General features: G+C 72.9%; 25 protein-coding genes. 10 read left to right on the plus strand and 15 right to left on the minus strand.

Features of this window, described 5'->3' with window-relative positions; genetic code table 11:
* Window positions 1-118: 118 nt before the first annotated feature.
* The gene (locus EDF51_RS11120) at window positions 119-493 is read left to right on the plus strand and encodes an MmcQ/YjbR family DNA-binding protein (protein ID WP_131845758.1); all 375 of its coding nucleotides are present in this window, start codon (window positions 119-121) and stop codon (window positions 491-493) included.
* On the opposite strand, the gene EDF51_RS11125 is transcribed toward EDF51_RS11120, so the two are convergent.
* Window positions 494-1,159: an MOSC domain-containing protein gene (locus EDF51_RS11125; protein ID WP_131845757.1), complete on the minus strand. Its 666-nt coding sequence runs from the start codon at window positions 1,157-1,159 to the stop codon at window positions 494-496.
* A 103-nt stretch (window positions 1,160-1,262) separates the two neighbouring features.
* Between EDF51_RS11125 and EDF51_RS19885 the strand changes: the two genes are divergently transcribed.
* From EDF51_RS19885 to EDF51_RS11140, 4 genes are read left to right on the plus strand one after another with little or no spacing between them, the layout of a single operon-like run.
* Window positions 1,263-1,433, plus strand: a complete 171-nt coding sequence (locus EDF51_RS19885; protein WP_165901117.1) for a hypothetical protein — start codon at window positions 1,263-1,265, stop codon at window positions 1,431-1,433.
* A 9-nt stretch (window positions 1,434-1,442) separates the two neighbouring features.
* Entirely contained in the window at window positions 1,443-1,997 is a 555-nt protein-coding gene (locus EDF51_RS11130) for a sigma-70 family RNA polymerase sigma factor (protein ID WP_131845756.1), read from the plus strand.
* Window positions 1,994-2,635 (plus strand): hypothetical protein, encoded by a 642-nt coding sequence (locus EDF51_RS11135; protein WP_134194928.1) that lies wholly within the window; start codon window positions 1,994-1,996, stop codon window positions 2,633-2,635. Before EDF51_RS11130 ends, EDF51_RS11135 begins: the two co-directional genes overlap by 4 nt.
* Window positions 2,632-2,940 (plus strand): hypothetical protein, encoded by a 309-nt coding sequence (locus tag EDF51_RS11140; RefSeq protein ID WP_131845754.1) that lies wholly within the window; start codon window positions 2,632-2,634, stop codon window positions 2,938-2,940. Before EDF51_RS11135 ends, EDF51_RS11140 begins: the two co-directional genes overlap by 4 nt.
* Before the next feature lie 165 nt (window positions 2,941-3,105).
* On the opposite strand, the gene EDF51_RS11145 is transcribed toward EDF51_RS11140, so the two are convergent.
* The 7 genes from EDF51_RS11145 to EDF51_RS11175 all read right to left on the minus strand — a co-directional run bounded on the left by EDF51_RS11145 (window position 3,106) and on the right by EDF51_RS11175 (window position 9,445).
* On the minus strand, window positions 3,106-4,272 hold the full coding sequence (locus EDF51_RS11145; protein WP_235035940.1) for a low temperature requirement protein A: 1,167 nt from the start codon (window positions 4,270-4,272) through the stop codon (window positions 3,106-3,108).
* Between the two features lie 92 nt (window positions 4,273-4,364).
* Window positions 4,365-5,255, minus strand: coding sequence for a phospholipase (locus EDF51_RS11150; RefSeq protein WP_131845753.1), 891 nt, complete (start codon window positions 5,253-5,255; stop codon window positions 4,365-4,367).
* Between the two features lie 290 nt (window positions 5,256-5,545).
* Complete coding sequence (locus tag EDF51_RS11155; protein ID WP_111084361.1) at window positions 5,546-6,001, minus strand: MarR family transcriptional regulator; 456 nt, start codon at window positions 5,999-6,001, stop codon at window positions 5,546-5,548.
* Between the two features lie 186 nt (window positions 6,002-6,187).
* Window positions 6,188-6,838: a GntR family transcriptional regulator gene (locus EDF51_RS11160; protein ID WP_131845752.1), complete on the minus strand. Its 651-nt coding sequence runs from the start codon at window positions 6,836-6,838 to the stop codon at window positions 6,188-6,190.
* 122 nt (window positions 6,839-6,960) lie between these two features.
* Window positions 6,961-7,752 (minus strand): DUF2071 domain-containing protein, encoded by a 792-nt coding sequence (locus EDF51_RS11165; RefSeq protein ID WP_165901365.1) that lies wholly within the window; start codon window positions 7,750-7,752, stop codon window positions 6,961-6,963.
* Window positions 7,749-8,147, minus strand: a complete 399-nt coding sequence (locus EDF51_RS11170) for a hypothetical protein (RefSeq protein WP_131845749.1) — start codon at window positions 8,145-8,147, stop codon at window positions 7,749-7,751. The genes EDF51_RS11165 and EDF51_RS11170 overlap by 4 nt, the downstream gene beginning before the upstream one ends.
* 29 nt (window positions 8,148-8,176) lie before the next feature.
* The gene (locus tag EDF51_RS11175) at window positions 8,177-9,445 is read right to left on the minus strand and encodes a bifunctional phosphopantothenoylcysteine decarboxylase/phosphopantothenate synthase (RefSeq protein ID WP_134195095.1); all 1,269 of its coding nucleotides are present in this window, start codon (window positions 9,443-9,445) and stop codon (window positions 8,177-8,179) included.
* Window positions 9,446-9,509: 64 nt separating this feature from the next.
* Here EDF51_RS11175 and EDF51_RS11180 point away from each other — a divergent pair, with 64 nt between their 5' ends.
* The gene (locus EDF51_RS11180; RefSeq protein WP_166673534.1) at window positions 9,510-10,301 is read left to right on the plus strand and encodes an NRDE family protein; all 792 of its coding nucleotides are present in this window, start codon (window positions 9,510-9,512) and stop codon (window positions 10,299-10,301) included.
* 100 nt (window positions 10,302-10,401) lie between these two features.
* Here EDF51_RS11180 and EDF51_RS11185 read toward each other — a convergent pair whose 3' ends face one another.
* Entirely contained in the window at window positions 10,402-11,310 is a 909-nt protein-coding gene (locus EDF51_RS11185; RefSeq protein ID WP_134194932.1) for an SDR family oxidoreductase, read from the minus strand.
* A gap of 88 nt (window positions 11,311-11,398) precedes the next feature.
* On the opposite strand from EDF51_RS11185, the gene EDF51_RS11190 reads away from it, so the two are divergent.
* From EDF51_RS11190 to EDF51_RS11200, 3 genes are all read left to right on the plus strand, one after another.
* Window positions 11,399-12,508: an LLM class flavin-dependent oxidoreductase gene (locus tag EDF51_RS11190; protein WP_216834442.1), complete on the plus strand. Its 1,110-nt coding sequence runs from the start codon at window positions 11,399-11,401 to the stop codon at window positions 12,506-12,508.
* Between the two features lie 149 nt (window positions 12,509-12,657).
* Window positions 12,658-13,287 (plus strand): hypothetical protein, encoded by a 630-nt coding sequence (locus tag EDF51_RS11195; RefSeq protein ID WP_134194933.1) that lies wholly within the window; start codon window positions 12,658-12,660, stop codon window positions 13,285-13,287.
* Window positions 13,288-13,647: 360 nt separating this feature from the next.
* The gene (locus EDF51_RS11200; protein ID WP_123292028.1) at window positions 13,648-14,139 is read left to right on the plus strand and encodes a pyridoxamine 5'-phosphate oxidase family protein; all 492 of its coding nucleotides are present in this window, start codon (window positions 13,648-13,650) and stop codon (window positions 14,137-14,139) included.
* A 135-nt stretch (window positions 14,140-14,274) separates the two neighbouring features.
* Here EDF51_RS11200 and EDF51_RS11205 read toward each other — a convergent pair whose 3' ends face one another.
* Entirely contained in the window at window positions 14,275-15,516 is a 1,242-nt protein-coding gene (locus tag EDF51_RS11205) for a hypothetical protein (RefSeq protein WP_133937891.1), read from the minus strand.
* Window positions 15,517-15,742: 226 nt separating this feature from the next.
* Here EDF51_RS11205 and EDF51_RS20315 point away from each other — a divergent pair, with 226 nt between their 5' ends.
* Window positions 15,743-16,144 carry a Rid family hydrolase gene (locus EDF51_RS20315; RefSeq protein ID WP_235035960.1) on the plus strand — a complete coding sequence of 134 codons (402 nt, stop codon included), beginning with the start codon at window positions 15,743-15,745 and terminating at the stop codon, window positions 16,142-16,144.
* 118 nt (window positions 16,145-16,262) lie between these two features.
* Here the strand turns inward: EDF51_RS20315 and EDF51_RS11215 are convergent, their stop codons facing one another.
* The 5 genes from EDF51_RS11215 to EDF51_RS11235 are packed head-to-tail and all read right to left on the minus strand — an operon-like array spanning window position 16,263 to window position 21,696.
* Window positions 16,263-17,936 (minus strand): amidohydrolase family protein, encoded by a 1,674-nt coding sequence (locus EDF51_RS11215; RefSeq protein WP_134194937.1) that lies wholly within the window; start codon window positions 17,934-17,936, stop codon window positions 16,263-16,265.
* A complete protein-coding gene (locus EDF51_RS11220; RefSeq protein WP_134194939.1) occupies window positions 17,933-18,592 on the minus strand; it encodes a bifunctional 4-hydroxy-2-oxoglutarate aldolase/2-dehydro-3-deoxy-phosphogluconate aldolase in 660 nt (219 codons plus the stop codon). Before EDF51_RS11220 ends, EDF51_RS11215 begins: the two co-directional genes overlap by 4 nt.
* 55 nt (window positions 18,593-18,647) lie before the next feature.
* The gene (locus tag EDF51_RS11225) at window positions 18,648-19,625 is read right to left on the minus strand and encodes a sugar kinase (RefSeq protein WP_123292033.1); all 978 of its coding nucleotides are present in this window, start codon (window positions 19,623-19,625) and stop codon (window positions 18,648-18,650) included.
* On the minus strand, window positions 19,622-20,467 hold the full coding sequence (locus EDF51_RS11230; protein ID WP_131879380.1) for an IclR family transcriptional regulator: 846 nt from the start codon (window positions 20,465-20,467) through the stop codon (window positions 19,622-19,624). The genes EDF51_RS11225 and EDF51_RS11230 overlap by 4 nt, the downstream gene beginning before the upstream one ends.
* Window positions 20,467-21,696, minus strand: a complete 1,230-nt coding sequence (locus EDF51_RS11235) for an alanine racemase (protein WP_166673535.1) — start codon at window positions 21,694-21,696, stop codon at window positions 20,467-20,469. Before EDF51_RS11235 ends, EDF51_RS11230 begins: the two co-directional genes overlap by 1 nt.
* Window positions 21,697-21,737 lie beyond the last annotated feature (41 nt).

Consider the following 21,737-nt stretch of genomic DNA (forward strand, 5'->3'; position numbering starts at 1 on the left):
ACCGCCGCGTCGGGTACGCGGCGAGCTGATCATACGATGTGAACGACGCTCATGACATGCCCCCGAACAGGTCCGGTCCGCGAGCCGCGGTGTCGGGCGTCTGGGGCATGCTGGGTGCATGGACGGCGCGCAGTTGCACGAGATCGCGATTCGCACCGCGATGGCCCTGCCCGCGGTGTTCGAGACCGAGCCGTTCGGCGAGGGCGCCCTGGTCTACAAGGTCGTCGACAAGATGTTCGTGATGACGAGCGAGCTCCGGGGTGTGCCGATCGTCAACCTGAAGTGCGCGCCGCCGCACGGGGCAGCACTCGTCCGCGACCACGCCGAGATCACACCGGGGTGGCACATGAACAAGCGGCACTGGATCACGCTCGCTCCCGGTGACGGCATCGACGAGACCCTGGTCGAGGACCTCGTCGCGAACGCCTACGACCTGGTCGTCGCCGGGTTGCCCCGAGCGAAGCGGCCCCTCGACCCGACGCGCGGCGACTGATCAGGAGCTGGCGGCTGCCGAGGAGCTGGCGGCTGCCGAGGACCGGGCGAGGACCTTCGAGACGTCGCGGACGACCTTCGGCGCGAGTCGCTCCCCGGACTCGAGGACGGCACGGGCACGCTCGGGGGTGAGCCCCGCGAAGACCTCGCCGATCGTCACGCCGTGCTCCGGCCGGTACGTCACGACGACCGGGTCGCCAGCTGCCACCGGGCCGGACTTCACGACCCGCAGGTACGCGCCCGGACGGCCTTCCTCGGTGAACCGCCGGACCCACTTGTCGACGCCCATCCGGCGCGCGAACGTGCCGCACGGGATCCGAGGGATCGTCACCTCGAGCTCCAGTGTCTCGCCGATGCGCCACCGCTCGCCCGTCACGGCCCCGGTGACGTCGACACCCGTGGTCCGCAGGTTCTCGCCGAACAGGCCCGGCGGGATCTCGCGCTCCAGCGACGCGGCGAAGTGCGCGGCGTCCTCGTCGGCGTAGGCGTACACGGCCTGGTCCTCGCCGCCGTGGTGCTTCCGGTCGGCCTGGACGTCGGCGTACAGCCCGAGCGGTCGGACCCGGACCTTGCCGTCGACCGGACGCTTGTCGATGGCGGTGACGCCGATCGTGCCGGAGTCGGGCAGCAGGCGGTCGACGCGGCAGACGGCGGTGACGAGCGACATGCCACAACTCTGGCGCAAGTCCGTCGGCACGTGTGACGAACCGCCGGTTCGGTGCGTCACACCGGTGAGGGACCACGCCCGGTGGTCCGACCGAGGAGTTCCCATGCTCGACGACGACATCGTTGCCGTCCGCCTGACCTCACATGGCAGGCACGCACCGACGCACGGGTTGGTGCAGGCCCGGATCCGTTCGCTCAGCTCCCGACCGGTCGGCCCGCTGCGGGTCGTCCCCGTCCGCAAGCGCGTCCAGCGGAACACCATCCACCACCAGTAGAAGGAAAGCGTGCACCACCAGTCCCTCGCCGAGCTCGACGACGCGGTCCTCGCCGGCCGGTCGTCCGATGGCGACGTCCGGGCCTTCGAGGTCCTGATCCGCCGCTACACACCGCTCCTGCGCGCCTACGCCCGTCGGAGCCTGGGATCGACCGACGAACTCGACGACGTCGTGCAGGAGACCTTCATCACCGCGTGGGACCGCCTGGACCGGCTCGAGGACCACGCCAAGGTGAAGTCCTGGCTGATGCGGATCCTCAGCCGGAAGTGCCTGGACCGCATCCGGGCCCGACGGTTCCACGACGACGTCACCGAACTCGAGGTCGCCGCACCCGCCGACGACGCTCCCGACCGGGTGGCCGAGGCCCGCTCGCGCGAGGAAGCGGCGGAGACGGCGCTCGCTGAACTGCCCGAAGCCCAACGACGCTGCTGGATCATGAAGGAGGTGCTCGAGTACAGCTACGACGACATCGCCGCCGAACTCGACCTGCCGCCCTCGACGGTCCGCGGACTCCTGTCCCGAGCGAGGAAGAACATGATCCGACTCATGGAGGGATGGCGATGAGCGACCTCGACGCACTCGAACTCGACGACCTCGACGGCCACTCCATCGACGAGCTCGCCGACTACCTGGACGCCGGCATGCAGCCGCCGGACCCCACCATCGACGGCTCACCCGCGTGCCAGAACGCCCTCGCGGCGATCCTGCGGGTGCGGCACGCGTCGCTCGGGTCCCTCGAGGCCGCCGCCCGCGACGAAGCCCCGGCCGACGAGTCGTGGATCGGCGGCGTGCTCGCCAACATCTCGCTGGAGTCCCGCTCCGGACGGGACGTCCCGCTCCGCGCGCAGTCCGAGTCGGAGCGCCCGGTCATGACCGAGGGAGCGATCCGATCGCTCATCCGCCGGACCGGCGACGGTGTTCCCGGCGTCCTCGTCGCCCGGTGCCGGCTCGACGGCGACGTCACCGAACTCGCCGCCCCGATCCGCGTGGTCGTCGAGGTCGCGATCATGTCGGGTCCGTCGATCGTCGCGACGGCGGACCTGGTCCGCACCGGGGTCGCCCAGGCACTGGCCGAGCAGACCGACCTGGTCGTCGAGTCGATCGACGTGGTGGTCCGCGACCTGCTCGAACCGCGGCCCGACAACACCGACGACCCGCACACCGACACCGACACCGACACCGACACCGAGGGGACCCGATGAGCACCACCGACGACACCCTCGCCGCGGTCGAACAGGCCGTGGTCGACGTCCCCGGCGTCACCGACGTCTACCGCGCTCGCCCGACCGTGGCCAGCACGGTCAGTGCCGTCCGCGGCATGGCGTCCAGCGCGACCCCCGCACGTGTCGTGGTCGACGACGGCGTCCTGCGGGTCGTCATCGGCACCGACGGACACCGTCCCGCGCCCGAGGTCGCCCGCGCCGTGCACGACGTCGCCCTGACGACGGCGTCAGCGCACGGCCTGGCGCTCACGCGGGTCGACGTGCGGGTCGCGCGAGTGGGGTGAACCCGGCTCGTCAACGCGACACAGTCCCGTCACCGTGCACGGACGTCCCGCTGAAGCGACAGAATCCCGTGAACAGTTCGCGGGATTCTGTCGCTTCGACGACGGCGGACGGGAGGCCCGTGGCGGCGCCGTCACGGGCCTCCCGTCCGACCCCCGGTCGCGTCCTCAGCGCACGCGGTGCGTCCCCGGCCGCCGCTCGGCGACCTCGAGCACCACGACGATCGCGGCGACGAGCAGCGCGGTCGCGACGAGGGAGACGTCGGGCACCGCGATCGTCGCGAGGATCGCGACGGCGAGCACGACGACGATCGCGTTCCACCCGGCGGACATCGACGGCCGGAGTGCGAGCGCCCAGATCGCGAGCACGAACAGCGCGACCGGGACGGCCACGGTCGCCGCCACCGTGGCGTGCGACAGGTCGGCCTCGCCTGCGTCCGCGCTGACCGCGACCTCGATCCCGGCCGGCAGCGCACCCGCGGCGGCGAAGACGAAGTAGTGGCCGTAGCCGAACACGAGCGCGCTCGGCAGGTTCCGGATGTGGTCGTGCTGCTCGCGCGAGAAGTAGATCCACCAGAGTCCGGCGACGATGACGAGCCCGGCGGCGGCCAGGACGAGCAGCGACGCGAGGTGGTCGGCCTGGGCGATGCCGTCGATGACCGCGTTCGCCGAGGCGACGAGCCCTTCGCCCAGCACGATGAGGGTGAACAGCGCGTACCGCTCGGCGATGTGGTGCGTGTGCCACGGCGTCGTCTCGCCCGTGCCCTCGGCGATCGGTGGGACGAGGACCTCGAGCAGGACGAGGACGGGGAACGCCCACACCGTCGATCCCTGCGGCAGCGCGAGCATGCCGACCCAGAGCGCCTGCACGACGACGATGCCCACGGCGTACCGGAGTGCGGTGCGGCGGTACCGCGAGGACGACACGGCGACGCGGAGCCACTGCGCCACCATCGCCAGGCGCATCACCACGTAGCCGATCACCGGCACCGTGAAGTCCCCCTCGGTCATGGCGGCGTGCACCCCGGCGGCGAGCACGAGCACGCCGGCCATCTGCACGAACGTGGTGACGCGGTAGAGCCAGTCGTCGGTGTCGAACGAAGTCGCGAACCAGCTGAAGTTCAGCCACGCCCACCAGATGGCGAAGAACACCATGGCGTACGCCACCACCGCGGAGCTGACGTGCCCCTCGGTCTCGATCTCGTGCAGGTTGGTGGCGGCGAAGCCCACCGCGACGACGAACACCAGGTCGAACAGCAGTTCCAGGGGGCTCGCGGCACGGTGTCGCTCGGCGGGGTCGCGGGGCGCCATCCGGCGCAGTCCGATCGTCGTCACCCGGCATGCCTACAGGACGAACGGCCCCGGGCGGTACCCGGGGCCGTTCGATGTGCAGGTGCGTGGGCCACCAGTCGGTCGGCCCGCGCCGCTCAGTAGAAGTTGCTCGCCTGCGAGTGCGCCCACGCCGAGCACGGCGTGCCGTACGCGGCACTGATGTACTGCAGGCCCCACTTGATCTGGGTCGTGGCGTTGGTCTGCCAGTCGGAGCCGATGGTCGCCATCTTCGAACCGGGCAGCGCCTGCGGGATGCCGGTCGCCCCGCCGTTCGCGTTGACGGCCTGGTAGTTCCAGCCCGACTCCTTGGTCCACAGGTTGTCGAGGCACTGGAACTGGTCGGAGCCCCAGCCGTACTCGGACGACGCCAGCGAGGTCGCCGTCGCCTTGGCGCCTGCGACGGTGTTGCCCGCCGCCAGCTTCTGTGCGGCCTCCGCTGCTGCTGCGGCCGCCCGCTTCTCGGCGGCGGCCTTCGCGACGGCTGCTGCCTTCGCGTCGACGTCGCGCTTGTCCTGCGTGGCGCTGGCCTGCGCGACGTGCGCGGTCGACTCGACGGTCGAGGAGATGCGCGTCGTGAGCGCGGCGCCGGACAGCTCCGGGTAGTCACTGAGCGCGTCGATGTGCTGCTCGAGCGAGGCCGTGTCGGTCTTGGCGTTCGCCGTCGTCATCACGGTCTTCGCGGTGGAGATGGTCGCCGCTGCCTGGGCACGGTCGAGGGCGGTGCCTCGCAGGGCGGGCTGGGCCGTCGCGGACGCGCTCGCGGTGCCGGTCGGCATGCCGAGCGCTTCGCCGATGGCGGGCTGGGTGCCGATCGTGAGGGCACCGCCGGCGACGGCGAGGACCGCGGCGCCGCCGACGATCAACGTCGCACGGTGTCGGAGCGCACGGTGGCGGAGGGCGCGGCGCACGCGCCGGCTGGGGGAGTTCAGGGCCTCACGTCGGGTCGAGGCGGTGGTGGTGGGGAGGTCGGGGGTGTGTCCTGGCATCGGTTCCGGTGGTCGGGCGGTTCGTGGTGCGGGACTCCGGGCTGCGCGGCACGTCGGGGCCGGTGAGCGATGCTGCTCGCGTCGAGGTGCGCGCAGCAGGGGGAGTCCGGCGAACCGGGGAGGACCGGACGGTGGTGTGGGGCCCGTCCGTCCGCCGCGACCGGCCCTGGGGAGGCCGCCGTCGGGCGAAGCCGACACGATGACTCGTCAGACTGGATGACGCGTCCAGGATCGCTGGCAGAACCGTCCGTCCACCCGTTGGTAACGGTTCGGTAACGGCCGGTTCGGACCTAGAACGTGTGAGGTTCCTGGGTGCGGTCGCCCTGGGCGACGCGTTCGAGGGCGTCGAGCGCTCCGGCGATCGCGGTGACGTCGGACTCACCGAGCTCGGCGATGAGCTCGGCGACGATCCCGGTGCGGTCCGAGCGCGCCCGTTCGACCGCCGCGATGCCCTCGTCGGTGGCTGAGACCATGAAGGCGCGGCCGTCCCGGGGGTCCGCCTCGCGCTCGATGAAGCCGCGCTGTTCGAGCTCGGTCAGGATGCGGGTCATCGTGGGCTTCGTGACCACCTCGATCCGCGACAGGTCGCCCGGGCGCAGGGGTCCTTCGCGCTGGATGGTGGCGAGTGCGGACACGATCCCGTACCCGAGCGAGGCCGAGTCCGTCCGTGCTCGCCGGTTGATCCGTCCGACCGCCGCGGCCAGACGTGCGGCGACCTCGGTACGGTCCGTCGATCGAGGACTCATGTGCTGCTCCGGGTGGGCGATCGGGTGGTCGCCAGCGATGCTATCGGCTCGCCGGATCCGCAGTCTGGGAGCGTCGTGCGCGTCGGTCGTGGGCCAGCACGGGGTGTCCGGGAGGCCCGTGGAACGCAGACCGCCCGCCTCGCGTGCGCGAGACGGGCGGGTTCCTGTACGGGGGTACAGCCGGACTCAGTGCTTCTCGCCCGGCAGCTGGTGAATCGCCTCGGTCGCGAGCTCGGCGGTGACGTTGTCGCCGGACTCGGTCGCAGTGCGCAGTCGACGGAAGTCCTCGGTCATGCGGTCCCAGTCGACCAGTTCGTCGAGGTTCGGCAGGCGCAGGCGGAAGGCCAGACCGTCCATGGTGTCGCCGCACACGCGCTGCAGGTTCTCGTTGCCGCACTCGGCGACGTAGAGCGCGAACACGTCGAGCGCGTCGTGGTTCACGGCGGGGACGTCGTGCGACTCGAGCTCGGCGATCGTCTTGTCGAGCTGCGCGAGGATCTTCTTCCGTGCGCCGGCGCCGAGGCGCGGGACCGCGAGGCGGACGACGCCACCGAACAGCACCCCGAGGGTCTGCATCGCCTCGATGACCTCAGCGGGGTTCGGCGTCGTGACGCGTGTGTACCGGTTCGGCGCCATCTCGATGAGGCCGGCACGGGAGAGCTGGCTCAGCGCCTCGCGGATCGGCGTGCGGGAGACGCCGAGCCAGGCGATGAGCTCGTCGTCGTTGAGCCGCTCGCCGGGGACGAGCGTGCCGTCCATGATCGCGTCGTGGATCTTGTGCCGGACGGTGTCGCGGAGCAGCTGGTGCTCGGTCGGGGCGCTGCGGGGGACCGGCATGCGTTCTCCTTCGATCGGGGCGCGGTCAGTGCACGCGCACCGATCAACGTACCTGATATGAGACCGGCGTTCCGCTCGGCTCAGCGCGTGTCACCGGCCGGCATCGTCCGTGGCGTGGTCGCTCACCGCACGACCCCACCCCAGGCGTACCGCACCGTGGTGCCGTCGACGACGAGCAGCGAGTCGGGTGCCCGGTCGAACAGCCCCGGCATGCCGACGGCGTCGGGCAGGTCCCCCTCGAGCCGGTCGAGGTGCGCGGCCCGCACGGTCAGCGTCGGGTGCTGTCGCTGCCAGAACAGCGTCTGGGCCAGGTACCGGGCGTGGATGCCGGCGCGGGTGGTGAGTTCGGCGGCCAGTGGCGTGTCGACGACGTCACCGGCGGTGACCCGGATCGAGGCCGCGTGCCGGGGTCTGGCCGTGCCCGAGGGACGTTCCTGCCGCAGCGATCGCGCCCAGCGCACCGGGTGCAGTGCACGTGCGGGATGCCGGACCGACCGGTGCGCGACGACCTCGCCGCGGCGGCGCGACCGGGCGTGCGCGAAGGTGTACGGCACGCCGAGCAGCGCGTGTGCGGCCACGATCGCCGGCACGTTCGCGGTGTCCACGGTGCGGTACGCGACCCCGCGCCGGCCCTGGTCGTCCACGGTCAGGACCTCGATGGTGACCTCGGTCATGCGGCCGAGGCGGCCGGCGGAGGGGAACGGCGGCACTCGCGTCTCGTGGAAGACGTAGGCCGTGAGTCCCACCCAGGCGCTGCCGTCGACCACGTCGGGGCGCGTCCCCCGCGGGACGAGTCGCGCCAGCGAGCCCGGGTCGTGTCGCCAGTGCACGAAGACGACGTCGTCCCACGCGTGCTGGGTCACCGGCCGGTGCAGCAGCGGTGCGGCCGCACGGGTCCAGGACGGCTGGGTCACCGCTTCGGTGCGTGCCGACCGACGCGCACGGCCCACAGGACGAGCGGAGCCTGCAGCGGGAGCCGCAGCACGGAGACGAGGCGCATCGCCCGGGTCGAGCGCGGGCTGTCGAGCAGGTCGTTCGCCATCTTCACGTTCGCAGGGAAGACCGCGGCGAACAGGGCAGCTGCCGCCCACCCCGAGGCCCGCCGTGTGGCCGGGAACGCGAGCCCGGCTGCGATGCCGAGTTCGGCCACGCCGGAGGCGACCGTCGTCAGGCGCGGTGGCAGGGTGTCCGGCACGATCCGGTCGTAGTGGCGCGGCTGCAGGAAGTGGGTGACGCCGGCCCCGCTGAGCAGCACCGCGAGCATGGTGGCAGTCCGGGTGGCTCGTTTGATCCGCTCACGTCGTCGCATGGCCCCATCGTGCTCGCCCGTCCTCGGAATCAGGTCAGTGCGGTCGCGACGAGGTCGAGGACCGCCGCCGCCACCTCGGCCTTCGTGCCCGAGGTCTCGCGGACCACCTCGCCGCCCGGCACCAGGACCTCGATCGCGTTCTCCTCGCGCTCGAACCCGGCCGACCAGCCGACGTGGTTCACGACGAGCAGGTCGGCGGGCTTGCGGGCGATCTTCGCGCGCCCGAGTGCGATGCGGGCGTCGCGGTCGGGTTCGGTCTCGGCGGCGAACCCGACGATGACCTGCCCGGTGCGCCGCGCTGCCACCAGGTCGGCGAGCACGTCAGGGTTCCGCACCAGCTCGAGCGTCATCCGCTCGCCCTGGGCGTCCTTCTTGAGCTTCTCGGCGAGGACCTCGGCCGGCCGGTAGTCGGCGACGGCAGCGGTCATCACGACGACGTCGGCGTCGACCGCCGCGGCGTGCACGGCCTCGGCGAGCTCGAGCGCTGACCCCACCGGCACGACGGTCGCGTCGATGCCCGCGGTCAGGCCGGCCTCGACGTTCGCGGCGACGACGGTGACGACGGCGCCGCGCGCCGCTGCGTCGGCGGCGATCGCCAAGCCCTGCCGACCGCTCGACCGGTTGCCGACGAAGCGCACCGGGTCGAACGGCTCGCGGGTGCCCCCCGCGCTGACGACCACTCGGACGCCGGACAGGTCCCCCTGCTCGCCACGGGCGCCGGACTGCCTCCCCTCGTCGGTGCCGGCGCGACGCCCTGCCCCTGCACCGGCCGGGCCGTCCAGCACGGCGAGCGCCGCGCTGACGATGTCCTCGGGTTCCGCCATCCGGCCGATGCCGGCGTCGTCGCCCGTCAGCGCGCCGACCACCGGTCCGACCAGGTGCACGCCCCGCTCGCGCAGGACGGCGACGTTGGCCCGGGTCGCGGGGTGCTCCCACATCTGCGGGTGCATCGCCGGAGCGACGACGACCGGGGCGTCGGTGGCGAGCAGCGTCGTGCCGAGCAGGTCGCTCGCCAGGCCGTTCGCCATCCGTGCCAGGGAGTCCGCGGTCGCCGGGGCCACCACGACCAGGTCCGCGCGACGGCCGAGGGCGACGTGGCGGACCTCGGAGACGTCGTCCCAGACGCTCGTGGTGACGGGGTTGCGGCTGAGCGCCTCGAGCGTCGGCAGCCCGACGAAGCGCAGCGCCCCCTCGGTCGGGACGACGTGCACCTCGTGCCCGCGCTTGACGAGGTCACGGACCACGCCGACGGCCTTGTAGGCGGCGATGCCCCCGGTGATCCCCACGATGACGGTCAGGGTGCGCTCTGCTGCTGCGTTCACGCCGCTCACGCTACCGGGGGCACGTGCGAGGATCGACGGCATGTGCACCGTCGTCGTCCGCGTCGACCCCGGGTCCGCGTGGCCCGTCACCGTGCTCGCCCTGCGGGACGAGTCACCCGAGCGTCCGTGGGACCCGCCCGCTGCGTGGTGGCCCGATCGCGACCCCGGGGTCCGTGGCGTCCGTGACCGTGCTGCCGGCGGTGCCTGGCTCGCCGCCTCGGACCGCGCCGGACTGGCGGTCGTGCTCAACCGCGGCGAACCGGTGCCGAGTGTCGACGGCACGTGGACGACCCGCGGCGTGGTGCCGGTCGACGCCGTCGCCGACGACGTCTTGCCCGGACACGACGGCACGCTGCCGACCACGCGCGCGTTCAACCTGGTGCGGGCGACCGCCGACGGCGCCGCGGTCCTGACCTGGGACGGCACACGGGTCCGCGCGACCGAGCTCGGCCCGGGCGTGCACATGGTGACGCACGGCGAACCGGACGACCCGGCGGCGCCGCGCATCGGCCGGTGGCTCGAGGCCTTCCGTGCCGCGGACGCCCCGGTCGGGCCACCGGTGCTCGGACCCTTCGACGAGCTCCGGACGGTGGACGCGGGCGACGACGCCGGAGACGGGTGGAGCGGCTGGTTCGGTGTCCTGGCCGAGTCCGCTGCGCTGCCGAGCGACCACCCCGACGCGATCCTCCGCGACGCGCACGAGGCCGAGGGGCACATGACGACGCTGTCGATCGTCGCCGCGGCGATCGGTCCGGACCGCACCGTTCTGCAGCACGCCCGCCTGACCGAACCCGGACGGCTGGACGGGTCGGTGGAGCTGCACCGCGCCTGACGCGGGCGGCGCACCGGACGCGCCACGGGCCTCCCGGCCGCGCCCCGCACCCGCGCACCGGACCGCAGTGCCCTCGCACCGTGCGAGCCGCGCCCGGCGCTCAGAGGGGCGGACGCGTCCCGGTGAGGTCCTCGGCGACAGCCCAGAGCGAGCGGGCGAGGTCGGCGCTCCGTGCCGACCCGGGGATCGAGACGGCGGTCGTCGGTCCGGTCAGGCCGAAGGGTCCGGCCGGGCCGTAGTAGGCGCCGCCGACCGCGTTCGGGCCGACCGCGGCGTAGAGCAGCGGCTCGGTGCCCTGCTCGACCGCCTGCGTGAACGGGAGCGCGCGGTTGCTGGACCGCACCGGCTTCGTGCGTCCGAGTGAGCGCCCGGCCGACTGGAGGTTCGTGCGGGTGTAGCCGGGGTGCGCCGCGGTGCCGACGAGGGGGACGTCCGCCTCGACGGTCAGTCGGTGCAGGTGCAGCGCGAGGAGCAGGTCGGCGAGCTTGGACTGGCCGTAGGCGCGCCAGCCGTTGTACCCGCGTTCCCACTGCAGGTCGCCGAAGCGGATCCGGCCGGGGATCGCGGCGAGGCTCGACATTGTCGCGACCCGCGGTGCCTCGGCACGCAGCAGCGAGGGCAGCAGCAGGTTCGTCAGCGCGAACGGACCGAGGAAGTTCGTGCCGAACTGCAGCTCGAACCCGTCGACCGTCTCGAAGCGCTGCGGCGGCGCCATGACGCCAGCGTTGTTCACCAGGACGTCGATCGGGCGGTCCTCGCCGACGATGCCGTCGGCGAAGCGGCGCACGCTCGCCAGGTCCGCGAGGTCGAGTTCGCGCACCTCGACGTCGGCGTTCGGGTGGGCTGCACGGATCTCGGCCGCGGCGGCATCGCCCTTCGCGGTCGTGCGCACGGCGAGCACGACGCTCGCGCCGGCGGCCGCGAGACGGGTCGCGGCTTCCTTCCCGGTGCCACTGTTGGAGCCGGTGACGACGATCCTGCGTCCGGTCTGGTCAGGGAGCTTCGGCATGCGGGCGACCGTACACGCGGGCGCTGGCCATCACGGCTCGGCCGTGCTATTTTGATGCAAACGCATGGAAGTGCGACCAGGAGGAACCATGAGCAACGCATTCGGCACCGACCGCCCCTCGGACGTCCCGCCGCCCGCACCCGAGCGGATCGGACGCGTGGAGCTCGGCATCGACACCTTCGGCGACGTCACCGAGCTCGCCGACGGCAGCCTCAAGTCCGACGCGCAGAGCATCCGCGACGTCGTGGCCCAGGCCGTCCTCGCCGACCAGGTCGGCATCGACTTCATCGGCGTCGGCGAGCACCACCGCGCCGACTTCGTGGTGAGCGCACCCGAGGTCGTCCTCGCCGCGATCGCCGCCTCGACCTCCCGCATCCGGATGGGCTCCGCCGTCACGGTGCTGTCGTCCGACGACCCCGTGCGCGTCTACGAGCGCTTCGCCACCGTCGACGCGATCTCGGACGGCCGTGCCGAGGTCATCCTCGGGCGCGGTTCCTTCACCGAGTCGTTCCCGCTGTTCGGCCACGAGCTCTCCGACTACGAGGTCCTGTTCGAGGAGAAGCTCCAGCTCTGGGCGGCCCTGCGCGGCGGCGACGCCGTCACCTGGTCCGGCACGAAGCGCGCGAGCCTGGTCGACCAGGACGTCTTCCCGAAGCTCGAGCACGGCGCCATCCCCACCTGGATCGGCGTCGGCGGTTCCCCGCAGTCGGTGATCCGTGCGGCGTCGTACGGCCTGCCGCTGTTCCTCGCCATCATCGGCGGGCAGCCGGCGCAGTTCGCCCCGTTCTCGCGGCTGTACCGTCAGGCGCTCGCTCAGCTCGACCTGCCGCAGCAGCCCATCGCGATGCACTCGCCGGGCTTCGTCGCGGCGACCGACGAGGAAGCCGCCGAGCGCTACTGGCCGTACCACAAGGCCGTCACCGACCAGCTCGGCCGGGAGCGCGGTTGGCCGCCCCTCGACGTCGCCGGGTACCACGCGGGCCTGTCCGCCGGTGGCTCGCTGTACGTCGGGTCGCCGGAGACCGTGGCGCGGAAGATCGCCCGGAACATGCGGATCCTCGGCGCCTCGCGGTTCGACATGCGGTACGCGACCGGTCGCCTGCCGCACGAGGACATGCTGCGGTCCATCGAGCTCTACGGCACGCAGGTCGCGCCGCGGGTGCGCGAGCTGCTCGCCGAGCCCGTCCCCGTCCCGTAGGCGATCACCCCGGCGGGCCTACCCCGCGAAAGCGACAGATCGCCGCGGAACGTTCGCGGCGATCTGTCGCTTTCGCGTACCTGTCGGCCGGGAGGCGCGGGTCGGCTCCGTCGGTCCGGCTCACGGGCGCGCCGGGTACGGTCCACGGCATGCCGTCACGTCCCAACACCCCTCCCGTCGAGCGCCGGTTCCGCGGCCGGATCATGGGCGTCGGCACCACCTCGGGCGTCCGGATCGTCGTCGGGATGTGGGACCGCTCGCCGTTCGGAGCGTTCACCGACGTGTTCCTCGAGCTACCCGACGGCACCAGCGTGCTGCTCGCGCCGGACGAGATCGTCGCCGCGTACGTCTCCGGCACCTACCGGTTCGACACGGTGTCCGTGGTCGACGTGCGGGCTCGACGGACGGCTCGTGGCCTGGAACTCGACGCCGGCGCGCTGCAGGTGTCGGTCGACGTCGGCACGATCTCACCGCTCGGCCGGGTGCTGCGCGTGGTCCCGAAGCCGATCGCCCGCGACCCGCGGTGGCTCGCCGCGATCGACCCGATCGCCCGGCTCGTCGCGCCCGGATCCGGCACCGCCGGCTCGGCGGGCAACGGACGCCGCGAGTACTACGGCGTGACCGGGGCGCACGACGTCACCGGCGTGCGCGGGACCTGGGCGGGGGAGCCCCTCGGCACCCTGGCGCCGCTCGACCCGCCCGTGGCGTTCGGCTTCGCGTCGATGCCGCGGGTGCCGCAGGTCGTCGACGTCGAGACCACCATCCGCGAACCCGCCTGACGCGTTCCGTACGGGCGCATCTTCCGACGATCCACCACCGGATCGACTCGTGGAGTGTCGCTCGTTGCGCATGCATCCGGTGCGTGTGCATGTTCCGACGATGCACGCGGTGATCGACTGGTGGAGTGTCGCTGTGTGCGGACGCATGGAGCGCGCCGGACCGGGCGCGGGCACTGCGGACCGGCCACCTGCATGGCCGGACGTGTCCGGGGGAGTCGGCACGGGCCTCCCGGTCGGGGTGGTGCTGCCGCGTGCCGGACGCGCCCAGCGTCGAGGGGCACACTGGCGGGAACGGTACGGCCCCGCCGGACCCGCGGTCGAACGTCGGGACGGGTGGGGCGCACGACGCAAAGGAGCATCATGACCGACACGCAGACCGACCAGCGCGCCGCCATCTCGGACATCGTCCACGGCGCCCACACGGCCCTGTTGACGACGGTGAGCGAGGACGGCCAGCTGCACGCCCGGCCCCTCGCCGTGCAGGACAAGGCGTTCAACGGGACCCTCCGCTTCCTGGTGCAGGACGGCAGCGAGAAGGTCGACGACATCGCCAGGAACCCGCACGTCAACGTCTCCATCGAGTCGCAGGGCGGCTACCTGTCCATCGCCGGCACCGCCACGGTGACGCAGGACAGCGCCGTCATCGACGAGCTGTGGTCGCCGTTCGCCGAGGCCTGGTTCCCGGACGGCCGCGACGACCCCTCGATCCGACTCCTCACCGTGTCGGGCGACTCGGTCGAGTACTGGACGCAGGACACCGGCCCGGTCGGCAGCCTCGTGCAGACGCTGAAGGCCGCACTCGGCAAGCAGAGCCAGCCGGACACCGGGGACCACGGGACCGTCGAGCTGTAGGGGCGGGGCGGGCTCGGCTCGGCTCGAACCGACTCCGAACGACGGGACCGATGTCGTACGACGTCGGTGCCGTCGTTCCGCGTCGGAGCTGCCGTCGTGCCGATGCCGGGGCCGCTGCCGGCGTCGCCGTCCTCGCTACGGAGGCCCGAGCAGCCAGAGCACCGCGACGAGCACCGGCTGCCCGGCCAGCGCCGCGGTGACGAACGTCCACCGCATCCACGGCTTCGCGACGAGCTCCGGCGAGCCGAACAACGGCGCCAGGGGCATGAGCAGTCGCGGGGTCGAGGCCATCGGCAGCGACACCGCGAAGATGTAGAGCGCGTAGGCGGCCGAGTACAGCACGGTCGTCGACCCGAGCCGCTTCGTCGACCGGCGGAGCAGCCAGATCGGGAACCCGACGAGCAGGAACACCACGATCAGGATCCCGCCGACGCCGAGCCAGCGCCCGGCGATGAGGAACCACGGCGACAAGGGCACGAAGTCCACGCGGCCGATGAAGTTCACCCACCACGACATCTCGGTCTCGAGGTAGGCGTTCGGCGTGCCGGTCACGTGCGACGCGATGACCGGCCACGCGAGGCCCGCCGCCACCATCACGGCACCGGCGGCCACGACCTGCACCTGCTCGCGGATCGGGAAGGTGTCGAGCACCCGCCCGGTCTCGCGGCGAGCCCGGACCCACCGCACCAGGGCGATGACCCCGAGCACGAGCGGGACGGCCAACGCACCCGGACGGGTGAAGGCAGCGGCGACCCCGAGCACGGTGAGCAGCCCGTACCGGCGACGCTCCAGGGCGAGCAGCGCGCCGAAGGTGAGCGCGAGGAACATGCTCTCCGCGTACCCGACCTGCAGCAGGAACGACAGCGGCCCGCACGTGAAGAAGAACACCGCCCACATCGCCGCGGCGTTGCCCGCACGGTCGCGGACCAGGCGGTGCAGCAGGTAGGTCGCCAGCAGACCGGCCAGCACGGAGATGAGCGGGGCACCGACGGTGAACGGCAGCCCGGTCGATGCGGTGAGCATCCGGATCGTGAACGGGAACGCCGGCAGGAAGGCCCAGGCGTTCTGCGCCACGTTGCCGACGGCGTCGAGCGGCAGCACGTCGGGGTACCCGTGCAGCGAGATCTGCTCGTAGTACTGACCGTCCCAGGCGGTGAGGAACGCCGTGAAGCCGTGCCCGTTGCCCCAGATGGCGTTGTCCGGCATCGCCCGTCCGATGAGCGGGTACGCGAGTGCCAGCCACAGCGTCGACACGATCCGGCCGCCGGTCCAGACGAGCAGCACGGCCGCCCACGCCGGCAGGGAGGTCACGGTGTCGAGTGCGCGGCGCCGTCCGGTCGCGGCGGTCCCGGTGACCGCGCCGTCGAGCCGGCTCATGCGCGTGCTCGGCGCGAGCCCGTGCGCGCTCGGCGGCGTTCGGGCAGGGAGGACGGCACCCGGCCAGGGTAGTCGCCCTCCACCTGGGTGGTCGGTGCGGCACCCCGGACGGGAGGCCCGCCCCGCGTTCTGCAATACGGAATCGGTCGGGTGCGTGGTCGGCTCTCGAGGCGGCCTTCCGCCTAGCCTGGAGTCCGCCCACGACCGACGAACCACAGGAGCAACCGTGCCGAACCCCACCGCGCCGAAGACCGCCATCGTGACCGACAACGCCCCGAAGCCCGCCGGGCCCTACAGCCAGGGCATCGTCGCCAACGGCTTCATCTACACCGCCGGGTTCGGCCCGCAGGACCCCGCCACGGGTGCGATCGCCGACGACGTGGCTGGTCAGACCGCGCAGGTGCTGGCCAACGTCGCAGCGGTCCTGGCCGAGCACGGTGCCACCCTCGACGACGTCGTGAAGTCCACCGTGCACCTCGAGCACTCCGACCGCGACTTCCCGGCCTTCAACGAGGAGTACGCGAAGCACTTCTCGCAGCCGTACCCGGTCCGCACCACCGTGCAGTCGCACCTGGCGAACATCCTGGTCGAGATCGACGTCGTGGCGGTGCTGCCGAGCGCTTCGTGACGTCGGTGCAGGCTGTGTGAAGCCTCACCGAGCCGCGGCACCGTGCTGCGTCGCTGACCGTGCTGCGTCACCGGCTCGGCTGCGTCACCGGCCGCGCTGCGTCACCGGCCGTGCTGGGTCACCGACCCCCGGTGCCCGCTGCTCCCTGCTCGCGGTCGATCCGACCCGGGTGGCGACGCAGCCCGGCACCGGGGGTCGCGTGCGTCAGGGCGCCCTCGGTCAGCACGGGGACGCCGGCGACGAGGACGTCGTCGATGCCCTCGGCCAGGCGCATCGGTTCGTCGTAGGACGACCGCGCCCCGACGCGATCGGGATCCACGACCACGAGGTCGGCGACCGCCCCGACGGTGACTGAGCCCCGTCGACCGAGGCCGAGTCGCTCGACCGCCGTGGTGGACAGGTGCCGCGAGGCCTCGAGCCAGGTCAGCAGCCCCGTGCGGGCGAAGTCCTGCAGGTACCGCCCGAACGTGCCGTACGCCCGCGGGTGCGGATGCGTTCCCACGAAGATGCCGTCGGACCCGGCCGTGTGCCCGGGCAGTCGGAAGAGTGGTGCGAGGTCGTCGGCAGTCCGGGGACGGGGCACGCGCATCACGGCGGTGACCTGCAGTGCCGAGTCGACCAGGACGTCGAGGGCCAGGTCCACCGGATCCGTCCCGGTCGCCTCGGCGGCGTCGGCGAGGGTGCGGCCCTGCAGCGCGTGGAACTCGGCGGCGGGCACGTGCGACAGCGTGATCTGCTCCGCCCAGCCGGTGCCGAGGTCGGCGCGGGACAGCACGCGGTCGAGCACGGCCGCCCGGACCGCGGCACGACCCTCGTCGTCGGCGATCGCGTGGGCGAGGTCCTCGGTGCCGGGGCGGGCGAGGGCCGCGGGCAGCAGCAGCATCGACAGGATCGTGCAGCCGCGCGAGTACGGGTAGGCGTCGAACGACATCGGGGCGCCCTCGGCCTCGAGTTCGGCCAGTGCGGTCACCGCGAGGTCGACGGGCGCGTGCAGGTGGGAGACGTGTGCGCGGACGCTCGACGCGCGGACGATGTCGGCGATCTCGTCGAGGCCGGCGCGGGCGTTCCCCTCGTAACCACCGCGCATGTGCGAGACGTACAGCCCGTCGACGGCAGCGACCTCGGTGCACAGCGCAGCGAGTTCGGCGGTGTCGGCGAACAGGCCGGGGACGTAGTCGAGCCCCGTCGCCAGGCCGACTGCACCGTCCGCGAGACCGTCGCGCACGAGCTCCCGCATCGCGGCCAGCTGCGCGCTGTCCGCCGGCCCGGGGTCGTCGCCCATGACCTGGTGCCGGACCGTGCCGGCGGGCACGAGCGTCGCGACGTTGATCGGGGTCGTTCCGTCGTAGGTCGTCAGCAGGCCGTCGACCCCGCCACCGCGGTACGTCGGATGCGGACCGTCGATGGCGGCGAAGTACGTGTCGGCGTACGAACCGTCACCCGGCGCTGGTCCGACGCCGTCCTGTCCGGTCACGATCGTGGTAACGCCCTGGCGCAGGAGCGCGAGCTGCACGCCCTCGTCGAACACGAGCGACCCGGCGTGCGAGTGCGCGTCCACGAAGCCCGGCAGCACCAGGCGTCCGTCGCAGTCGATCACGTGCGCGTCGGCAGGGGCGTCCAGGTCGGCACCGACGGCGCGGATGACGGCGTCGGTGACGAGGACGTCGGCGCGCACCGGGGCCCCGTCCGCACCGAGGACCGACCCGCCGCGCAGCAGGACGACGCCGCCGGCGGACTGCTCGCCGGTGGGCTGCTCGGAGCCCGTCAGGTGCTCGGGATCGCCGGTGGTCATCGGTCGACCGCCGCGACGAGCCGGTCGGCCCGCTCCCGCAGGGCGTCGAGGTCGCCCGAGGTCAGCGCGTCGCCGACGAGCGGGGACCCGAGTCCGACGGCGACCGCACCGGCGGCCAGGTAGTCCGGGGCGTCGTCGACCCCGATGCCCCCGGTCGGGATGACGTCGACGAAGTCGAGCGGTGCCAGGACCTGCTTCAGGAACGCGGGGCCGCCGAGCTGCGCCGCCGGGAACACCTTCACCGCGCGGGCACCGAGCCGCCACGCGTGGACGATCTCGGTCGGGGTCGCGGCACCGGGGTACCAGCCGAGGCCACGCTCGTGCGCGCGCTCGCCGAGTTCGGCGTCGAGGTGGGGACTGACGGCGAACGAGGCACCGGCCGCAGCGGCCTCGTCGAGCTGGCGGACGTCGAGCACCGTGCCGACGCCGATGGAGGCCGCGGAACCGTACCGCTCGACCGCCCACGCGATGCCCTCGCGCCAGCGTGGGGTGTTCGTGGTGATCTCGATCGCCGTCACGCCGGACTCGACCAGGGTGGCGATGACGTCCTCGACGTGGTCGCCGGTGCCGCCGCGGAGGATCGCGATCGCCGGTCCGGCCTGGTGGCGGTGCCGTGCGCCGGCGTGCTGCTCGGTGCTCGTGGTGTCGTTCGTCATGGTGCGCTTCCTCGAGTGGTGGTGTTCGGCGGACACGGTGTCGGCGGACGCGGTGTCAGCGGTCGACGTGGTCGTGCACGGTGTGGTCGGTGTCCGACGGGTCCGGGGCGTGGTGCAACGCGGCCGGGTCCGGTCGGCGCCAGTCGCTCTCGACGGTGCAGGCGAGGGCGCCGGCGTCGGCGGCCCGGTCGAGCGCCTCGGCGGCGTCCGCTCCGCCCATGCTCGCCGCGAGCCAGCCCGCGACGAACGCGTCACCGGCACCGACCGGGTCGACGACGCGCACCGGGGTCGCGGGCCGACGGACGAACACGCCGTCGATCGACGCCACGGCGCCGCGGGAGCCGAGCTTCACGACCGCGCGGCCCCGTGCCAGTGCGGCGAGGTCGTGCGCGAGTGACTCCTCGTCGTCGTCCTGTTCGTCGCGGTCGAGCACGAGTCGGGCCTCGTCGTCGCCGGCGAACACCACGGCGGACCGTGCTGCGACGGCTCGGTACCGGTCTCGTGCAGCGTCGGCGCCGATGAGCTTCGGCCGGTGGTTGACGTCGAACGACACCGGCACACCGGCGGCGGCAGCCCGGTCGAGCGCTGCGGTCACGGTGTCGTGTGCGGACTCGGAGAGCGCGAGGGTGATCCCGGTGACGTGCACGAGCGCAGCGGTCTCGACGACGCTGCCGGGCAGGTCCGTCGCGGCCAACGCCGAGCCGGCCGAACCACGGCGGTGGTAGGTCACCCGGGTGCGGCCGTCGAGCAGCCGCTCCTTCATCATGATGCCGGTGGATCGCTCGGCGTCGGGGACCGCGAGGACGTCGACGCCCTCCCCACCGATGTCGGCGGCGACCCGGTCGCCGGCGGGGTCCGTGCCGACCCGACCGATCCACGTGGCCGGCACCCCGGCGCGGACCAGGCCGATCGCGACGTTGCTCTCCGCGCCGCCGGTGTCCACCCGCATGTGCTCCAGGTCCGGCACCGCGCCGACGTCGCGCCCGGTCAGGAGCAGCATCGTCTCGCCGAACGTCAGCACCGAGCCGGTCACCGGGCACCCCGCGCGAGGGCGAGCTGCGCCGACGAGGACCCGAGCGCGACGGAGATCTCGTGGGCGGTCCGAACGACGCCGTCGCCGAGTTCGCGGACCGCCGCTGCGGGGAACCGCGAGGCCAGCCCGGAGATGCTCATCGCGCCGACCACCTGGTTCGCGTGGTCGAACACCGGGGCGGCGACGCACCGGATGTCCGGCTCGTTCTCGCGGTCGTCGATGCCGTACCCCCGTCCGTGCGTGCGGTCGACCTCGTGCCGCCAGCGGTCGTCGTCGGTGATGGTGTGCTCCGTCATGACCTGGGCCGGCTCGGCGAGCACCCGGTCGAGCAGCTCCGGTTCACCGAACGCGACGATCGCCTTGCCGGACGCCGTGTTCCGCATCGGCAGGCGGTTCCCGATCCGGGAGCCCATGCGGACGGTGCCGCGGGTCTCGACCTTGTCGACGTAGACGATGTCGGTGCCGTCCGGCACGACGAGGTGGCACGTCAGCCCGGTCTGCTCCGCCGTCCGACGCAGGAACGGTGCGGCGGCGGAGCGCAGGTCGATCCCCTCGAGGTAGCTCTGCCCGAGCAGCAGGGCACCGAGGCCGAGCGTGAACCCGGCGTCCGCGGTGCGGCGCAGCAGGTCGTTCTCGAGCATCGGGGCCGTCAGGCGGAGCACCGTCGACTTCGAGGTGCCGAGCTCGGCGGCCAGCACGGACAGGCTGACGGACACCGCGCCGCTGCGGGTCCGGTCGGCGATGCAGTCGAGCAGGCGGAGCCCGCGACGCAGGGACAGTGCGGCGTTCCGGGCAGGACCGTCGCCGTCCGTCGGCACCGGGGCCGCGGTGGTCGCGCGCATCAGAACCACGTCGCGATCGTCCGGAGCACGGTGTCGTCGTCGGCCAGGACGTGCACCTGCCGCCACTTGTCGAACACCGTGCAAGGGTGCGAGATGCCGAACACGACGACGTCGCCGGGCGTCAGCTCGGGGGCGCCGTCCGCCAGCGCGAGGTAGCAGTGCTGGTCGTCGAGGCGGGTGACGGTGACCGCCCCGGGCGGCGGGACGACCTGTGGGGCGCCCGCCGGGCCTCCTGGCAGGGTCGGCCGTACCGACCGCACCGACCGCACCACCGGCAGCCCTTCGTCGAAGGAGATGTCGCGCTTGCCCACGGCGACGAACGCGAGCCCGGGCTCCGGGCAGGACGTCACGCGTCCCCAGACCTCGATCGCGGCGACGAGCGAGCCCTCGGCCGGGTGCCGGCCGAACGGCGTGCGCTCGGCGTAGAAGCCGTCGTCGTGGGTCAGGTACGCACCCGACCGCAGCAGGACGTCGAGGTCGTCGGTGCGTCGCGCCACGGCGTCCACGACGGCGTCGAACCAGGCGCTGCCGCCCATGCTGAGGAGGCCGCGACCGTCGACGAGCCCGCGGACGTCCTCGGCGACGTCGAGCACGCCGGCGACGTACTCGCGCGCAGCGTCGACGCCGGGCAGTCCGCCCTCGTACCCGGAGACCCCGCGGAGCACGAGCCCGGCGTCGTGGGCGAGCAGCGCGAGGGCACGCGCGTCGTCGGGGGAGCGGACTCCGGTGCGCCCGCCCGGGAACCCGAGCTCGACCAGGACTTGCAGTTCGCCGGCGACGCTGCCCTGTGCGGTGACGGCGGCGGTGACGCCCGCGGCGGAGTCGACGTAGCAGAGGACGTCGGCGTCCGGGTCGACCGTGCGCCGGGACACGAGCCAGGCGAGGCCGGCGGGGTCGAGGACCTCGTTCGCGACCAGGATCCGGTGGACGCCGTGCTCCCACGCGACCATCGCCTGCTGGACGGACGCGACCGTCACACCCCACGCTCCGGCGTCGATCTGCCGCGCGGCGAGGTCGGGTGCCATGTGCGTCTTCATGTGCGGCGCGAACAGCAGACCGTGGCGCTCGACGTAGGCCTGCATGACGGCGGTGTTGTTCGCCAGGGCGGACTCACGCAGGGTCATCACGGGCAGGTGGGCGTGGTCGAGGACGTGGTGCGGAGTGCCCGCTGCCGGGTCCCAGGCGCCCTTCGCGGTCACGGTCCCGGTCGTCGTGTCGGCGTCGGTCATCGGTGAGCCTCCTGTCGTCGCGCAGCCTCCACGCTCCCGCT

It is taken from the genome of Curtobacterium sp. PhB25 (assembly GCF_004365375.1).
Lineage (GTDB): Bacteria > Actinomycetota > Actinomycetes > Actinomycetales > Microbacteriaceae > Curtobacterium.

What these genes read in the sequence shown, in the direction of transcription:
- EDF51_RS11190 (WP_216834442.1), top strand. Translation starts at nt 11,399, where the DNA reads ATGAGCAACGCATTCGGCACCGACCGCCCCTCGGACGTCCCGCCGCCC.
- EDF51_RS11135 (WP_134194928.1), top strand. Translation starts at nt 1,994, where the DNA reads ATGAGCGACCTCGACGCACTCGAACTCGACGACCTCGACGGCCACTCC.
- EDF51_RS11160 (WP_131845752.1), bottom strand. Translation starts at nt 6,838, where the DNA reads ATGCCGGTCCCCCGCAGCGCCCCGACCGAGCACCAGCTGCTCCGCGAC.
- EDF51_RS11150 (WP_131845753.1), bottom strand. Translation starts at nt 5,255, where the DNA reads ATGCCAGGACACACCCCCGACCTCCCCACCACCACCGCCTCGACCCGA.
- EDF51_RS11120 (WP_131845758.1), top strand. Translation starts at nt 119, where the DNA reads ATGGACGGCGCGCAGTTGCACGAGATCGCGATTCGCACCGCGATGGCC.
- EDF51_RS19885 (WP_165901117.1), top strand. Translation starts at nt 1,263, where the DNA reads ATGCTCGACGACGACATCGTTGCCGTCCGCCTGACCTCACATGGCAGG.
- EDF51_RS11235 (WP_166673535.1), bottom strand. Translation starts at nt 21,696, where the DNA reads ATGACCGACGCCGACACGACGACCGGGACCGTGACCGCGAAGGGCGCC.
- EDF51_RS11215 (WP_134194937.1), bottom strand. Translation starts at nt 17,936, where the DNA reads ATGACCACCGGCGATCCCGAGCACCTGACGGGCTCCGAGCAGCCCACC.
- EDF51_RS11195 (WP_134194933.1), top strand. Translation starts at nt 12,658, where the DNA reads ATGCCGTCACGTCCCAACACCCCTCCCGTCGAGCGCCGGTTCCGCGGC.
- EDF51_RS11220 (WP_134194939.1), bottom strand. Translation starts at nt 18,592, where the DNA reads ATGACGAACGACACCACGAGCACCGAGCAGCACGCCGGCGCACGGCAC.
- EDF51_RS11185 (WP_134194932.1), bottom strand. Translation starts at nt 11,310, where the DNA reads ATGCCGAAGCTCCCTGACCAGACCGGACGCAGGATCGTCGTCACCGGC.
- EDF51_RS11170 (WP_131845749.1), bottom strand. Translation starts at nt 8,147, where the DNA reads ATGCGACGACGTGAGCGGATCAAACGAGCCACCCGGACTGCCACCATG.
- EDF51_RS11230 (WP_131879380.1), bottom strand. Translation starts at nt 20,467, where the DNA reads ATGCGCGCGACCACCGCGGCCCCGGTGCCGACGGACGGCGACGGTCCT.
- EDF51_RS11200 (WP_123292028.1), top strand. Translation starts at nt 13,648, where the DNA reads ATGACCGACACGCAGACCGACCAGCGCGCCGCCATCTCGGACATCGTC.
- EDF51_RS11140 (WP_131845754.1), top strand. Translation starts at nt 2,632, where the DNA reads ATGAGCACCACCGACGACACCCTCGCCGCGGTCGAACAGGCCGTGGTC.
- EDF51_RS11155 (WP_111084361.1), bottom strand. Translation starts at nt 6,001, where the DNA reads ATGAGTCCTCGATCGACGGACCGTACCGAGGTCGCCGCACGTCTGGCC.
- EDF51_RS11205 (WP_133937891.1), bottom strand. Translation starts at nt 15,516, where the DNA reads ATGAGCCGGCTCGACGGCGCGGTCACCGGGACCGCCGCGACCGGACGG.
- EDF51_RS11180 (WP_166673534.1), top strand. Translation starts at nt 9,510, where the DNA reads ATGTGCACCGTCGTCGTCCGCGTCGACCCCGGGTCCGCGTGGCCCGTC.
- EDF51_RS11125 (WP_131845757.1), bottom strand. Translation starts at nt 1,159, where the DNA reads ATGTCGCTCGTCACCGCCGTCTGCCGCGTCGACCGCCTGCTGCCCGAC.